Here is a 14,828-nt window from a genome sequence, read left to right on the forward strand (position 1 = left end):
TTTGAATTGGAATCAGGTGGTCACTTTAAATTGGAATTGGGTTGTCAATATCACTGGAATTTGCAATCTATGCCAATTACAATATTAGATTTTGTTAAATTGAAGACATCAATGTACGCAAGTCCAGTGAAACATGAGAATATAAACATATCGCGAACTAACTCTAATCGTTTTATTTTAAATTCTTTATTAAGCAAAGATTCAATTTCATCTTCTGATAAATAAGTTCTTTCAATTTCTTTTACTTTACCTTTATAATTTAAGAAAGGGTCTTTTTCAATCCAACCATTTACATAACACTGCTTAACTATTTTGCCAAAGTTTCTAATGTATTTTATGGTTGAATTATTATTGCAGTTTTTAGTGTTTCTCAAGTAGAAATCAAAATCGTTGATGAAAGCAATATCTACTTGTTTTATAGAAATATCATTAAGGTTATATTGATATTTTAAAAAATCTTTAGTGTGGCTTAACGCTGTTTCATACTTCTTATAAGTGTTTATTGCGAATTCTTTTCCAATTAGTTCTTTCATTCGTTTGTTATGGTCTTCAAAAATAACCATTAGTTTACGCTGTCTTTCCTCAACTCCTAAGAATTTATTTTTGAATGTTTGAGCATTAATTTCCAAGTTATTGTTTACCATCCATTTTTCAGTTTCATATGCTTTTGCATTTAAAATGTCTAGGTAACTATTAATTAGTCTAGCTTCTTCAGAATTACCTTTTATTTTACCTGCTGAGGTATTCCATTTTGATTTTTCTACAAACTTAGATGTGCTTAATTCAATACGAGTGCCGTTAATTGTTATTCTTTGATAAATGGGAAGTAAGCCATTTTTTGAAGCTTTAGAACTTTTCACGTAGAAAAGTATAGACATTTTGTGTTTCATTTTGTGGTGACTTTAATGTTATTCAAATTAATTATTTAATCCTTATTTGTCAAGATGTTCATCTTTTGAACTGCTTGCTATCATTGGTTTTGTGAGAAATTCGGTTACCCTAATTTTAATTTTTTTCGGGTAACCGATTTTACCACCAATGGTTTGAGATTTAATAGATAATTTGAATAGTACCAAAAACAAAAAAGCCTGTAAATCATACGATTTACAGGCTTTTAGTCTGTTTTGAATTTGTTTTAGTGGAGTCGGAGAGAATCGAACTCTCGTCCAAACAAGCAATCAAAAAGCTTTCTACACGCTTAGTTTCTTCTTGAATTTTCGACCAAAAGCAAGGCTAGAAACTGCCACTTTTAGCTTAGCTTTATCAGTGTCAAGAAGGATTTAAAGCATTACCTTCTCTAGGTTTACTTTTACGGTTCTCCTAAACCAACCGCCATAAACCAAGGCTTTTGAGGAGAATCCAGCTTTCCTACCTAGTAGGAACTTGGCAAATCTTACTATAATTCAGATTAAGCAGCTAAAGCGTAATTATTTTCGCCGTTTATAGGTTTGTACATTTGGATTTACGAGCTAAACATACAATGCTCGACGTGCTTACTAATCAATTCCACTCGCTGTCAAAACCAGTCGACCCCATGTGTAATAAGTAGTGTTTTTGAATAATGTTTTACTCAAAAAGTGAGCCAAAAATACTACCAATTTTTCAATAAAAAAACTATTGTGCAAACTAAAGTAAAAAGTTATATTTGTAACATTAAATCAATATTCAGTTATAAATACTGTTGACTATGAAGTTTGGAATCATCAAAGAAAGAAAAAATCCACCGGATAGAAGAGTAGTTTTTACTCCAGAAGAGTTAGTACGCTTACAATCAGAACATCCAGAAGCAGAAATAAAAGTGGAAAGTTCAGATATCAGAATTTTCTCTGATGACCAATATCGTAATTTAGGACTTAATGTCACTACCGATTTATCAGATTGTGACGTGCTTTTTGGAGTAAAAGAAGTGCCAGTAGATGCTTTAATTCCAAATAAAAAATACTTTTTCTTTTCGCATACGATCAAAAAACAGCCATACAACCGCAAATTGTTAAAAGCTATTTTAGATAAAAATATCGAATTATACGATCATGAAACTATCGTAGATGCTACCAATCACAGATTAATTGGCTTTGGTCGTTATGCTGGTTTAGTAGGGGCTTTTAATGGATTCAGAGGATTCGGAATCAAATATGATTTATTCACTTTACCAAAAGCAGAAACCTTAAGTGGTAAAGAAGATTTAATCGCACGTTTAAAACGCCAAACGCTTCCAAATATTAAAATTGTACTTACAGGTCACGGAAAAGTAGGAATGGGAGCAAAAGAAATTTTAGATGGAATTAAAATCAAGCAAGTTAATGTTGACGACTTTTTAAATAAAAACTATACAGAGCCTGTTTACACTCAAATCGACGTATTGGATTATAACAAACGTATTGATGGTCAGGTTTTAGATAATACTGATTTTTATAAAAACCCACAAGATTACATTTCTAATTTTGAACGTTTTACGAAAGTTGCTGATATGTACATCGCTGGACATTTTCACGGAAACGGTTCGCCAGATATTTTAACTCGTGAAATGCTTCGTGCTGCTGATAATAAAATTCAAGTAGTTGCCGATATTTCTTGTGATGTAGATGGACCAGTAGCTTGTACAATTAAAGCATCAACAATTGCAGATCCATTTTTTGGATATTTACCAAGCGAACACAAAGAAGTTTCGTATACACATCCGGCTTCTATCATGGTGATGTCAGTTGATAATTTACCTTGTGAATTACCTAAAGACGCTAGTGAAGGTTTTGGCGAAATGTTTATGAAACATGTAATTCCAGCTTTCTTCAACGGAGATAAAGACGGAATTCTTCAAAGAGCCAAAATTACAGAAAAAGGTCAACTTACAGAACGTTTTAAATATCTACAAGATTACGTTGACGAAAAACAAGAAGCTATAGCTACTAATTAATAAAAAGCCCGATGTGAATCGGGTTTTTTGTTTTTATAATAAAACGTATATATTTGTTAAAACTAATCAAAAACTAATGAGCAATCAAATCAAAACCAATTATCCTGCATTATATACACTAATTACAGTGTTTTTCTTTTGGGGATTTATCGCAGCTGGAAACAGTATTTTTATTCCTTTTTGTAAAAGTTATTTCTCACTAGATCAATTTCAATCACAGTTGGTTGATTTTGCTTTTTATACCGCTTATTACATAGGAGCCTTATTATTGTTTGCTTTGGGTGATTTGTCTGGAAAAGATATCGTAGGAAAATGGGGTTATAAGAAAAGTATTGTTTACGGATTATTATTTTCGGCTCTAGGAGCTGGCGCCATGATTATTGCCGTTGAAGCAAGTGTTTACGCCGGAATGTTAGTAGGATTATTTATAGTAGCTTTAGGTTTTTCATTGCAACAAACTGCAGCCAATCCTTTTGCTATTTTATTAGGTGATCCAAAAACGGGAGCGAGTAGAGTAAATCTTGGAGGCGGAATCAATTCTTTTGGAACTACGATAGGTCCTATTATTGTGGCATTAGCATTATTTGGTACAGCTGCATCCGTTTCAGACGAACAGATTAAAACATTAGAACTTAATAAAGTAGTATTACTATATGTTGGAGTAGGCTTATTATTTGTAGCTGCTGCAGCTTTATTTTGGTTTTCAAAAAAAGTACCTAGCGGAATTGCAAACGAACCAATGGAAAAGGCTAATAAAGCATTAAGAACATTAGTTATTATGACAGTTTTATTAGCTGCTTGTTTTGTGCCTATTTTTAAAACCTATCAATTAGATACAACTAATTATTCTCCAGCTGATTTTTCAGATTTAGAACAATACAGAATGCTTTGGCTTTCAGGTGCTTTATTAGTAGTTGTAGGTGGTTTGATGTTTTCTTACACATCCGCAAAAAAGAAATCGGAAGGTTGGGGAGCAATGCAATATCCTCAATTGGTTTTAGGAATGTTAGCGATATTTACCTATGTTGGAGTAGAAGTTGCTGTTGGAAGTAATTTAGGTGAATTATTAAAATTAGATGAATTTGGAGGTTTACAATCTTCAGAAATTGCACCTTACATTTCAATGTATTGGGGAAGTTTAATGATTGGAAGATGGGCAGGAGCTATCAGTGTTTTCAATTTGCAAGGAATGAAGAAAACATTAGCTTTACTTATTATACCAATTATCGCATTCGGAATTATTTTAGGAGTGAATATCATTTCTGGAAAAGATATGAAACCCTTGTATTGGTATATCGTTTGTGTGATTATTCAAATTATAGCTTTCTTTTTGAGTAAAGATAAACCGGCAAGAACCTTAATGATTTTTGGAACTTTTGGTGTAATTGCTATGTTAATTGGATTATTTAGCACAGGAACAATTGCTATTTATGCCTTTTTATCTGGTGGATTGGCTTGTAGTATTATGTGGCCTTCTATTTTTAGTTTGTCAATTATTGGATTAGGAAAATATACTTCGCAAGGTTCAGCTTTCTTGGTAATGATGATTTTAGGTGGTGGAATTATTCCTCCCTTACAAGGAAAATTATCTGATATTATAGGAATTCACCAATCGTATATTGTAGCGGTTGTTTGTTTCGCTTATTTGACTTTATTTGCTGTATTAGTAAAAGGTATTTTGAAAAAACAAAACATCGATGTAGATGCTATTGAAGCGGAGGGAAGTCATTAGAAATATAAAGTAAAAAGAACAAAGTATAGAACTCCGTCAGAATTTAAAACTCTGACGGAGTTCTGTTTTTTATTTATTCCATTCAATCTTTCTCGAGAAATACATCACAGCAGCTAATATTAAGAACAATCCAATGCTGCCAACTAACAACGCATAATCTTCTAATTGGATAATTACATAAATAAAAGTATATAAAACACTCAACGAAGCTCCAATGAACATTGGGAATTTTTTATCCTTTAAAATGGAAATCGAATAAAGCGAAATCATAATGATTACCGATGCTCCAGCAATCAAGTAAGCAAATGAAAACGTACTGTGTTCAGTAATCGAAATCAATAAGGTATAAAACATAATCAAAGCAATTCCAATCATTGAATATTGAAAAATATGAATGTTGATTTTACTTATCGACTGAATTAAAAAGAAAATCAAAAACGTTAATCCAATAACTAAAAAACCATATTTAGAAGCACGTTCGTTTTGTTGATATTCGTCAACTGGCGTAATGAAATCTACTGCAAAAGCGTATTTTCCTAATTCAGGTAAAACTTCAAAATAGTTTTGTGCAAACGGACGATTGAAGTGTAATATTTTCCAATTAGCTTCAAAACCGTTATCTGTAATTTCTCTTGAAATAGGTGAGAAGTTTCCGTTAAAGTTCGGCGAATTCCAATTAGAGGTTATCTTGGCATCAGTAGTTTTTCCAATCGGAACCATTTTTACTTGCTTACTTCCATTGAACGAAATGGTAAAGTTGTATTTTGCTTCGTTTTGAATATTTTGGTAATTAAAATAATTGGTTTCTAGGCTTTCAATGCTATCATTCGAACTGCTTGCTACCGATTCAAAAGCCAAATTCTGATTCCCAATTTTCATTTTTACTTCATCTTTCAGACTTTTCAAGTTGGTAGTACGAATTAAAATTTTAGCACGATTCCAATAAATATTTTCAGCAGGAATTCCTTTTGAAGCGAAATTTGGATTGGTATAATTTCCATCAAATTGCATTTTGGTGGTAAACACATTCGATTTGTAAATACTTCTTTCCAAAGGTTTTACCATGGTAACTTCGGTTTTGTTGTTCAAGGTTTCTGGAAAGAAATAGGCATAATTATTAGCACCCGACATTGGGTCTTTGTAAGGTACTTTTAAAATTGGTCCGTAAAAATAAACGGAATTTCCCCATTTGGAAGTGGTTTCGGTAATGACTTCTTTTTGACGTTGACTTCTCTCTACAATTAATTCTTGCACTAAAGCAAGCGGAATGATTAATACTATGGTTAGAATCCCAACCATAATCATTTTAGCGGTTGTGGTTTGAAAGAACGGTACTTTTGGTTCTTGTTGAAATTGTGTTTCCATGATGTTTGATTTATAATTTTATTAAGTTAATGTGTTTAAAGAGTTGAGATTACAATTAGAAAGTAGACGAATGAGATAGGTACATTAGCAAATAGAATTAATGCTTGTCTTTCGATTTTATGCCTACTTTGAATCTCAGTAAACCAATCAATTATAAGTTTCAAAAACATTAATCCGTTTACAAGAAATGCAATCAATACATAATAAATTCCGATTACTATTATTATATCCGATTTTTTAAATATAAAATGAAGTAATAATAATACTGTACCAATTCCAAACGATACAATTGCCATTTGAATAGCAAGAGGAAGCTTTAAAAAATCTTTTTCCATGTGGTTTTTATTTTTGTTTTAGCCTCAGTACTGATGTTTTTTGTGATTTCAATTCCGATAAAGAATAAAATTCCGATCGTCATACTAATGTTAATGAGTTTGTTCATGTTATTGAATATTAAATGTTTGTTGAATAGTTGAAAGCGGCATTGAAAGCATTTTAAAAAAGTCTAAATCATAAAACTGATGTGCTTTTTTACCTCTTTTATAATTATTGTAAAAGCTTTTATATTCAAAAGGGTAGAAGAGTATACCAGTACCAATCACAATAAAAACAAACGGACTTCTTTTTCCATTTCCTAATAATATAAATTGCATATCAATTTCATCTTTAACTGAAATTCCTGTATTGGTCAACACATGAAAAACATCATGTTCTTCCAAAGTAGCTTGAATATTGAAATTGTATTTTAGCAAAAAACAACCATAATGAAATCCCAAACTGTCTTGAGGAAGTTTTAGAAAATCTTGAAATGAAATATCCCAAGCTTTAGTTTGTTTAAACAAAAACTGATAAGGAACTTTGATGATTCGGTACAAGGTTTCAATTATGATTTCTTTCATTTTTTATTAAATTTAAAAGTACTTTGAATTTCAAAGTAAATAGATAAAAAAATAGATTTAACTTTTTTTGATTAATTTTTCAAGCGCCTCGATGTGAGAAGTAAAAGCAATTCTTCCTTCTTTTGTAGCACTATATTTTGTGTTGGGCTTTTTGCCAATAAACTGTTTCTCAATTTGAATGTAATTTTCTAATTCTAATGCTTTAGTATGCGAAGCTAAGTTGCCATCGGTTACGCCTAAAAGTTCCTTTAGCATATTAAAATCAGCACTTTCATTGACCATCAATATCGACATAATCCCCAAACGAATTCGGTGATCAAAGGCCTTGTTAATATTTTGGATGATGTTAAGCATGATTTAGTTTAAAAGGTTAATAGTTATCGAATATAGTTTCAACCATATTTGATTCATATAATTGAGAAGGCGCAACAACTGCCTCGTTATAAGGAATTTTATTACCATATCTTTCCTTCATAATACTTTTTACAATCGGACTATCGAGATTAAAATCCTTAAGTTTTTTGGTTTTACATAATTCAATATTAGCTCCACTTTTATAAATTTTCCAAACCAATTCAGAACAATATATTTTATCATCACTCCATTCAAAGTATAAATCATAATCTTTGTTATTCATTGATTTTCCGTAAGACTTCATTTTTAGTAAAACTTCATTAGTCAATATTTTATCTGAGTTTCTTAATCTTTTTACAGCATATTTAGCATCTTTTCCATGAGAAATCCAATCTTCAAGCAAAGTCATTTTAACAGGTTGAACCGCTTCATATACGTAAGTTTTACCATTTTCAATAAAGATGATTCCACAATGAGAAAATTTTGAATTAGTTGCAATTTTAACTGCTTCACATTGTTTAGATTGTGAAGTTTGAAAAATGATATCACCATTTTGAAAAGCAACTTCTTTACTATTGATTTCTTTACAATTAAATGAAATAAAAATTAAACCAAAGAAAAGCGATACAATTAGATTTTTCATCTTATTTTCTCTCGTATTTAAAATACATTAAACTTCCATATAAAATGTGGCAACCTCCAAAACCTAATGCCCAGAATAATAATCCATAACCTAAGAACCAAGTCGATAATAAGCCTAAAGCTATCATAGTAATTCCTAAATAACGAACATCTCCCAAAGTATATTTACTTGCATTTACGCAAGCTAATCCGTAGAATATCAAAGTTAATGGAGCAACTAAACCCAACATGTTTTTTTCGATTAAAAAGATAATTAAAAATCCACCAGTTGCCAAAGGAATCATAAAGTTGATAACCAATCTTTTTGAAGCGGTATTCCATACATTTTCATGACTTTTTCTCGCTTTACTGATACTTAAAACAATCCCAGTTACAATTGACAACACCAAAACGGATGTTGCTATTATCAATAATCGAATTACAGCAGCTTCAGAAATGATTAAATCACGATAAGCACCCATTGTTGAAGTATCAAAGTAAATGGTTTTATAAGCTAACCATGCTCCAATTAAAGCATAAATACCGGCTAAAATTCCCGATAAACCACTCAAAGATATGAAACGTGATGATTTGTTCATCAAATTTTTGATTTCGGTAATGTCGTTAAGATATTTCTCGTTTTTCATTTTAAAGTACTTTGAAATACAAAGTAAATAATAAATATTTTGTTGACCAAACATTTTTTGCATTATTTTTGAAAAAATCATTTTTAATGAAACCTACAGAAGCATATATACTCCGTCAACCTGAACTATATCAATCAATGATGCTACATGTATTAGCAGTAGTAGAGCAGGAGCTTTCGCAATCTGAATTGCTTTTTAAATGGGGCATTCCGTATGTTTATTATAACAAAAAACCATTTTGTTATTTGGCACCCAATCTTAAAAAAGGCTTTTTGGATGTTGGGTTTGCCAAAGGTTTTCAGTTAAAAAGGAATCAAGCAACTTTAATTGATGAAAAGAGAAACACAGTAAAATCCTTGCGTTATTTTTCTATTGAAGAAATAGATAATACTGTTTTAATTGATGTTATTTCAGAAGCGAAATTACTCTATAAATGATTTCAATTAATATCAAAGGCAAAACTATTTACTTAAAACACTTTAGTTTAAGCAAAATTTAAGAAGCAATTAAGCCATACTTAAGATAAATTAAATCACTTAAATTCAACTTTGTATAAAATTAGTTTTTATGCAAGTTGTCTCATTTTTTTCAAAAAGATATAGTCTTCTATTTGGATTTTCAAGTTGGTATTTATTGTTTTCGTTGCTACTTAGAATAATTTTTTTGGTTTGGCAATTAAATGATATAGAGCTTTCTGTATTTAGTTTAGCTAAAATTTTAGGAGTTGGATTGTTTTATGACTTTGGTGTGCTGTCGTTTTTGTTTGTGATTAGCACCTTTTATATTTTATTAATTCCTCAAAAATGGATAGGTAGTAAGCTAGATAAACTTCTAATTCATTCAGGTTTATCTTTAACATTGCTCATTTTTGTTTTTACTTTTTTTGCCGAAATCACATTTTGGGAAGAATTCAAATGCAGATTTAATTTTGTTGCGGTAGATTATTTAATTTACACATTTGAAGTCGTACAAAACATTCACGAGTCGTATCCATTATATATATTAATTCCATCAATGCTTTTGATAACTGGAGTTATTTTTTTCTATTTCTGGAAAAAACAGTTTTTCATTGAAACATTTAGCTCTAGAATTTCTTTCAAAAAACGAATAATTTCTTTTTGGGTATCTATAATTGTGATGTCTTTTTACACATTATTCATTACTAATTCAAATGCAGAATGGTCAACAAATCGTTACAATAATGAAATTTCTAAAGCTGGAATTTACTCTTTCTTTGCAGAATTAAGAAATAATAAATTAGATTTTAAAACATTCTATACCTCAATTTCCGACGAAGAAGCATTTAAAATTGTTAGAACAAACTTACAAGAAGAAAATGCAAGATTTATAGCAAATGACTTTTCAATAAAACGAAAAATAACAGATAGTTTAGACACGAATAAAAAGCCAAACGTAGTTTTTATTTTGATTGAAAGTATGAGCGGAAGTTTTATGAGTGAATTTGGGAACGAAGAAAAAATCACACCATTTTTAGACAGCATTGCCAACGAAAGTTTATTCTTTAAAAATCTATATGCAACGGGAAATAGAACTGTTAGAGGTATGGAAGCGGTAACCTTATCAATTCCACCAACACCAGGTCAAAGTATTGTAAAAAGACCAAATAATGCTAATTTATATACGATTTCAAATGTATTTAAAAGCAAAAATTATCAATGTAATTTCTTTTATGGTGGTGATGGTTATTTTGACAACATGAATGCCTTTTATGGCGGAAATGGTTTTGATATCTATGATAGAGGTAGAGGTAGCATTTTAAGTGATGCAATTAAAACTACACGTCATAATATTGAAGATAATGAGGTTACATTTGAAAATGCTTGGGGAATTTGTGACGAAGATATTTACAATAAAATGATTAAAGTTGCAGATGAATATCATCAAAAAAACAAACCTTTTTTAAATTTTATCATGACAACATCAAACCACAGACCTTATACCTATCCAAATAATAAAATTGATATTCCTTCAGGAACTGGTAGAAATGGTGCTGTAAAATACTCCGATTATGCATTGCAACAAATGTTTGCCAAAGCAAAAAACAAGCCTTGGTTTAAAAATACAATTTTTGTTTTTGTAGCAGATCATTGTGCAAGTAGCGCTGGAAAAGACGAAATTGATGTCAAAAATTATCAAATTCCAGCAATTATTTATGGACAAAATTTAATTCAACCTCAAAAGGTAACAAAATTATGTAGTCAAATAGATGTTTTTCCAACACTTTTTGGTCAATTGCATTGGAATTATACGTCAAACTTTTTTGGAACAGATGTTTTATCAAATAGTTATAAAGAAAGAGCTTTAATGGGAACATATTTAAAATTAGCTCAAAAAAGCAATAATAATATTACCATTTTATCAAACCAAAAAAAGAGTGCAAATTATAAATGGAATCCAATTTCTAATCAATTGTTTATATCACCTATAAGTAAATCAAAACTTTATGAAACAATTGCATGGTATGAAACTGCTGATTATCTATATTTGAATAATAAATTGAAGTAAACTTAATTTTTACTTAAACCCGAAACACGAATGCAATATGTAATCATTTTTGCTGTTATTTTGTAATAGTATTAAAGTAAAAATTATAAAAGCTATTCTCCCTATATAGTTAATGAATTAAAAAGCATGAAAAAGATGAAAAAAATCGCAATAATAACTTTCGTTTTCTTATCCAGTTTTAGTTTTGCTCAAGAATGGCAAACTAATTTTGAAGAAGCAAAAAAAATAGCAACCGAACAAGATAAAAATGTAGTAATCGTTTTTTCAGGTTCAGATTGGTGTGCTCCATGTATCAAATTAGATAAAAATATTTGGCAATCAGAAGCTTTTAAAAAAGAGGCAAAAGAAGAATGGGTTTTAGTTAAAGCCAATTTTCCAAGAAAAAAAGCCAATGAATTACCAAAAGAGCAAACGGAACATAACAGAAAATTAGCCGAAAAATATAATGTAGAAGGCAGTTTTCCATTGGTTGTAGTTTTGGATAAAAATGGAAAAGTATTAGGAAAAATGGGATTCAAGAACGTTTCTCCTGAAGAATATATCAAAATGATTCACGCATTAGAGAAAAAATGAGAGTAGTAACAATTCTTTTATTTGCTTTAGCAACAAGTAGTTCATTTGGTCAACAAATTTTTAAGAAAAAACAAAATTTGTTAGGAAGTCCATTTGAAATTACGGTTGTCGCTACAGATTCAATTCAGGGAAATCAATACACTGATTTGGCCATAGCCGAAGTAAAACGAATTGAAAATTTAATTTCTGATTGGATTCCGACGACTCAAATTTCAAAAGTGAATCAAAATGCTGGAATTACACCAGTTAAAGTAGATAAAGAAGTATATGATTTGGTTGAAAGAGCTACAAAAATTTCAAAATTAACTTCAGGAGCATTTGATATTAGCTATGCATCAATGGATAAAATTTGGAAATTTGACGGAAGCATGAAGGAAATGCCATCTCCAGAAGCTATTAAAAAATCGGTTGAAAGAGTTGGTTATCAAAACATAATTCTAAATCCAAAAGACACCACAATTTTCCTTAAAAACAAAGGAATGAAGTTAGGTCTTGGAGGAATTGGTCAAGGTTATATAGCAGATAAGATTAAAGTTTTACTTCAAGAAAAAGGGTGTAAAAGTGGAATAGTCAATGTTTCAGGTGATATAAATACTTGGGGGAAACAACCTAATGGTGACCTTTGGACTGTTGGAATTGTTAATCCGATGAACAAAAACAAAGTATTTGCCACGTTTCCATTAGATGATAGTGCGGTTGAAACTTCAGGAAGTTATGAAAAGTTTGTTACGTTCAACGGAAAACGCTATTCGCACATTATTGATCCAAGAACAGGTTATCCAGCAAGCGGAATTGTAAGTGTGTCTGTTTTTTCAAAACAAACTGAATTAGCAGATGCTTTAGCCACTGGAATTTTCGTTTTAGGAGTAGAAGTTGGTTTAGATTTAATCAATCAATTAAACGGAATAGGTTGTATTATTGTTGATGATAAAGGCACAATTCACATATCAAAAAATATAGACATTAAAAAATATCAGTAAATGAAAAAGATAATTTTAGTTGTAATAGTTGTTTTTTCAGCTATTTCATGCAACACCGTTAAAGAGTACGATAAACAATATATCAATGATCCAGAAATGAAACTTTCTGCCAGAAGTTCAGAGCGTTTTGAAACCACTTTTCAAGTGTATCGCGAAGCTGCTTCAGGAGCAAATGGTGGAAAAACAGGTGGTGGCTGTGGATGTAATTAATTGAGAAAAATGAAAAATAAAATAACCCTACTATTTGCATTTTGTTCGCTAATTGGTTTTTCTCAAGAGAAAGATTCAACTGAAGTAGCGTATAAAAAACGTGTTTTGGAATCTATCGAGGTAGATTTTTTAATGAGTTATTATAAACAAGATGGAATACACTCTGCTGTTTCTGGTGGAAAAGGTATGGAAGAATTAACAAATCTTACCCCAACATTTGTGGTAGCAATTCCATTAAATGATGATGACGTATTAACCGTTGATGCTGGAATTTCAGCTTATTCTTCAGCTTCTTCTGGAAATATTAATCCGTTTGATAGCAATACACCAAGTCCGTGGCAAGCGAGTTCTGGTGCTTCGTCACAAGATGTATTAACGTCTTTGGTTTTAAATTACAGTCACAGTTCTGATGATAGAAACACGATTTGGAACGGTCACATCTCGGGTTCAATGGAATACGATTATTCATCCATTGGTTTTGGTGGTGGTGTTTCAAGATTATTCAACGGAAAAAATTCTGAAGTTTCAGTTGCTGCAAATGTTTATTTAGATACCTGGAAGCCTATCTACCCAAAAGAATTACAAGATTTTGTGGATTATGGCGGAATGAATGGTGGAATTTATGACGATTTCGTAATTACACCAGGTCAAGTTTCATCAGAAGTTTATAATCCTACTAATTTCAAAGAACACGATCAAAAAAACAGAAATTCATTTGCCTTGAGTTTTGGCTTTTCGCAAGTGGTAACTAAAAAAATACAAGGTTCGTTTTTCTTAGATGTTTTATATCAAAATGGTTTGCTTTCAACACCATATCAACGTGTTTATTTTGCTGACAAAGGCGATTTCTTTATAAATGAATTCCAATTAGCAGACGATATTGAGCGTTTACCAGATTCGAGATTTAAATTACCAATTGGTACACGATGGAATTTCTATTTGAATGAAAAATTAACGTTGAGAACTTATTATCGTTATTATTTTGATAATTGGGATATTACATCTCACACGCTTAATATTGAATTGCCTTATAAATTAACTGAGAAATTTACCGTAATTCCAATGTACCGCTACTATTCGCAACAAAAATCAAAATATTTTGCGCCATATGAAGGTCATGTTTCAACAGATGAATATTATACTTCTGATTATGATTTGTCGACTTTTAATGCACATCAATATGGAATTGGGATTAGTTATACTGACATTTTTACCAATGCAAAAATTTGGAAATTTGGACTAAAAAATATCGATTTACGATTTAATCATTACGACAGAAACGATGGTTTGAGTGCTAATATTGTTAGTTTTGGTATCAAATTCGTACAATAACAATACAAACTATGCATATTCTAATTATTGAAGATGAAAAAGGAATTGTAGATTTTCTAAAACAAGGTTTAGAAGAGGAGAATTATACCGTTTCTACAGCTTTGGATGGTGCTGAAGGTTTAAAAAAAGCATTAGAACTTCCGGTAGATTTAGTCTTATTAGATTGGATGCTACCAAAAATGCAAGGAATCGAAGTATGCAAAAATATTCGAAATGAAAAATCAAATTTGCCTATTATTTTTTTAACGGCTAAAGACACGGTTCAAGAAACTATCGAAGGATTAAAGGCTGGTGCAAATGATTATATCAAAAAACCATTTTCGTTTGAAGAACTTTTAGAACGAATTAAAATTCATTTTAGAGCAAAAGACGAAGCAAAAATATTAACTTTGGGTAATATTACAATTGATAAATCTAAATTTCAGGTTTTAGTAGATAATAACGAAATTTCATTGACACAGCGCGAATTTGAATTATTAGAATATCTAATAAAAAACAAAGGAACCGTTTGTACAAGAAATAAAATCATTGAAGATGTTTGGGACATTCATTTTGAATACGACACAGGTGTTATCGATGTTTTTATGAATGCAATTCGAAAAAAACTAAACTTAACCAAAGATCAAGACTTAATTAAAACCATTAGAGGAGTAGGATATATCGCAAACGATAATTAGC

General features: G+C 30.6%; 17 protein-coding genes and 1 other RNA gene. 9 read left to right on the forward strand and 9 right to left on the reverse strand.

Going from position 1 to position 14,828, the window contains the following annotated elements:
* Positions 1-50: 50 nt before the first annotated feature.
* On the reverse strand, positions 51-890 hold the full coding sequence (locus tag B2741_RS00005) for a site-specific integrase (RefSeq protein WP_291134106.1): 840 nt from the start codon (positions 888-890) through the stop codon (positions 51-53).
* Between the two features lie 246 nt (positions 891-1,136).
* Positions 1,137-1,534: a transfer-messenger RNA gene (gene ssrA / locus B2741_RS00010) on the reverse strand.
* A gap of 153 nt (positions 1,535-1,687) precedes the next feature.
* Here ssrA and B2741_RS00015 point away from each other — a divergent pair.
* Positions 1,688-2,911: an NAD(P)-dependent oxidoreductase gene (locus B2741_RS00015; protein ID WP_291134109.1), complete on the forward strand. Its 1,224-nt coding sequence runs from the start codon at positions 1,688-1,690 to the stop codon at positions 2,909-2,911.
* 76 nt (positions 2,912-2,987) lie between these two features.
* Positions 2,988-4,643 (forward strand): MFS transporter, encoded by a 1,656-nt coding sequence (locus B2741_RS00020; protein WP_291134111.1) that lies wholly within the window; start codon positions 2,988-2,990, stop codon positions 4,641-4,643.
* 69 nt (positions 4,644-4,712) lie between these two features.
* On the opposite strand, the gene creD is transcribed toward B2741_RS00020, so the two are convergent.
* Genes creD through B2741_RS00055 form a run of 7 tightly spaced genes read right to left on the reverse strand, consistent with a single transcriptional unit; the run spans position 4,713 to position 8,529 of the window.
* Positions 4,713-6,008 (reverse strand): cell envelope integrity protein CreD, encoded by a 1,296-nt coding sequence (creD, locus tag B2741_RS00025; RefSeq protein WP_291134114.1) that lies wholly within the window; start codon positions 6,006-6,008, stop codon positions 4,713-4,715.
* Between the two features lie 35 nt (positions 6,009-6,043).
* Positions 6,044-6,343: a hypothetical protein gene (locus B2741_RS00030; RefSeq protein WP_291134117.1), complete on the reverse strand. Its 300-nt coding sequence runs from the start codon at positions 6,341-6,343 to the stop codon at positions 6,044-6,046.
* Complete coding sequence (locus B2741_RS00035) at positions 6,325-6,450, reverse strand: hypothetical protein (protein ID WP_291134120.1); 126 nt, start codon at positions 6,448-6,450, stop codon at positions 6,325-6,327. The genes B2741_RS00030 and B2741_RS00035 overlap by 19 nt, the downstream gene beginning before the upstream one ends.
* Position 6,451: 1 nt before the next feature.
* Positions 6,452-6,907, reverse strand: a complete 456-nt coding sequence (locus tag B2741_RS00040) for a hypothetical protein (RefSeq protein ID WP_291134123.1) — start codon at positions 6,905-6,907, stop codon at positions 6,452-6,454.
* Between the two features lie 57 nt (positions 6,908-6,964).
* Positions 6,965-7,261, reverse strand: a complete 297-nt coding sequence (locus tag B2741_RS00045; RefSeq protein WP_262318167.1) for a winged helix-turn-helix domain-containing protein — start codon at positions 7,259-7,261, stop codon at positions 6,965-6,967.
* 16 nt (positions 7,262-7,277) lie between these two features.
* Positions 7,278-7,904, reverse strand: coding sequence for a YiiX family permuted papain-like enzyme (locus B2741_RS00050; protein WP_291134126.1), 627 nt, complete (start codon positions 7,902-7,904; stop codon positions 7,278-7,280).
* A gap of 1 nt (position 7,905) precedes the next feature.
* Positions 7,906-8,529, reverse strand: coding sequence for a hypothetical protein (locus B2741_RS00055; protein WP_291134129.1), 624 nt, complete (start codon positions 8,527-8,529; stop codon positions 7,906-7,908).
* Positions 8,530-8,540: 11 nt separating this feature from the next.
* Between B2741_RS00055 and B2741_RS00060 the strand changes: the two genes are divergently transcribed.
* The 7 genes from B2741_RS00060 to B2741_RS00090 all read left to right on the forward strand — a co-directional run bounded on the left by B2741_RS00060 (position 8,541) and on the right by B2741_RS00090 (position 14,827).
* A complete protein-coding gene (locus B2741_RS00060; RefSeq protein WP_291134132.1) occupies positions 8,541-8,966 on the forward strand; it encodes a DUF1801 domain-containing protein in 426 nt (141 codons plus the stop codon).
* Between the two features lie 130 nt (positions 8,967-9,096).
* Complete coding sequence (locus B2741_RS00065) at positions 9,097-11,055, forward strand: LTA synthase family protein (protein ID WP_291134135.1); 1,959 nt, start codon at positions 9,097-9,099, stop codon at positions 11,053-11,055.
* A gap of 135 nt (positions 11,056-11,190) precedes the next feature.
* Positions 11,191-11,628 (forward strand): thioredoxin family protein, encoded by a 438-nt coding sequence (locus B2741_RS00070; protein ID WP_262318571.1) that lies wholly within the window; start codon positions 11,191-11,193, stop codon positions 11,626-11,628.
* A complete protein-coding gene (locus tag B2741_RS00075) occupies positions 11,625-12,608 on the forward strand; it encodes an FAD:protein FMN transferase (protein WP_291134140.1) in 984 nt (327 codons plus the stop codon). Before B2741_RS00070 ends, B2741_RS00075 begins: the two co-directional genes overlap by 4 nt.
* A complete protein-coding gene (locus B2741_RS00080; RefSeq protein WP_262318573.1) occupies positions 12,609-12,818 on the forward strand; it encodes a DUF4266 domain-containing protein in 210 nt (69 codons plus the stop codon).
* A 9-nt stretch (positions 12,819-12,827) separates the two neighbouring features.
* A complete protein-coding gene (locus B2741_RS00085; protein ID WP_291134143.1) occupies positions 12,828-14,150 on the forward strand; it encodes a DUF3570 domain-containing protein in 1,323 nt (440 codons plus the stop codon).
* Between the two features lie 11 nt (positions 14,151-14,161).
* Positions 14,162-14,827, forward strand: coding sequence for a response regulator transcription factor (locus tag B2741_RS00090; RefSeq protein ID WP_291134147.1), 666 nt, complete (start codon positions 14,162-14,164; stop codon positions 14,825-14,827).
* The last annotated feature ends 1 nt before the right edge of the window (position 14,828 follow it).

The organism is Flavobacterium sp. UBA7663, from assembly GCF_002483315.1.
Classification (GTDB): domain Bacteria; phylum Bacteroidota; class Bacteroidia; order Flavobacteriales; family Flavobacteriaceae; genus Flavobacterium.

Coding starts and splice junctions, on each gene's coding strand:
- B2741_RS00005 (WP_291134106.1), bottom strand. CDS start 890: ATGAAACACAAAATGTCTATACTTTTCTACGTGAAAAGTTCTAAAGCT.
- B2741_RS00015 (WP_291134109.1), top strand. CDS start 1,688: ATGAAGTTTGGAATCATCAAAGAAAGAAAAAATCCACCGGATAGAAGA.
- B2741_RS00020 (WP_291134111.1), top strand. CDS start 2,988: ATGAGCAATCAAATCAAAACCAATTATCCTGCATTATATACACTAATT.
- creD (WP_291134114.1), bottom strand. CDS start 6,008: ATGGAAACACAATTTCAACAAGAACCAAAAGTACCGTTCTTTCAAACC.
- B2741_RS00030 (WP_291134117.1), bottom strand. CDS start 6,343: ATGGAAAAAGATTTTTTAAAGCTTCCTCTTGCTATTCAAATGGCAATT.
- B2741_RS00035 (WP_291134120.1), bottom strand. CDS start 6,450: ATGAACAAACTCATTAACATTAGTATGACGATCGGAATTTTATTCTTT.
- B2741_RS00040 (WP_291134123.1), bottom strand. CDS start 6,907: ATGAAAGAAATCATAATTGAAACCTTGTACCGAATCATCAAAGTTCCT.
- B2741_RS00045 (WP_262318167.1), bottom strand. CDS start 7,261: ATGCTTAACATCATCCAAAATATTAACAAGGCCTTTGATCACCGAATT.
- B2741_RS00050 (WP_291134126.1), bottom strand. CDS start 7,904: ATGAAAAATCTAATTGTATCGCTTTTCTTTGGTTTAATTTTTATTTCA.
- B2741_RS00055 (WP_291134129.1), bottom strand. CDS start 8,529: ATGAAAAACGAGAAATATCTTAACGACATTACCGAAATCAAAAATTTG.
- B2741_RS00065 (WP_291134135.1), top strand. CDS start 9,097: ATGCAAGTTGTCTCATTTTTTTCAAAAAGATATAGTCTTCTATTTGGA.
- B2741_RS00070 (WP_262318571.1), top strand. CDS start 11,191: ATGAAAAAAATCGCAATAATAACTTTCGTTTTCTTATCCAGTTTTAGT.
- B2741_RS00075 (WP_291134140.1), top strand. CDS start 11,625: ATGAGAGTAGTAACAATTCTTTTATTTGCTTTAGCAACAAGTAGTTCA.
- B2741_RS00080 (WP_262318573.1), top strand. CDS start 12,609: ATGAAAAAGATAATTTTAGTTGTAATAGTTGTTTTTTCAGCTATTTCA.
- B2741_RS00085 (WP_291134143.1), top strand. CDS start 12,828: ATGAAAAATAAAATAACCCTACTATTTGCATTTTGTTCGCTAATTGGT.
- B2741_RS00090 (WP_291134147.1), top strand. CDS start 14,162: ATGCATATTCTAATTATTGAAGATGAAAAAGGAATTGTAGATTTTCTA.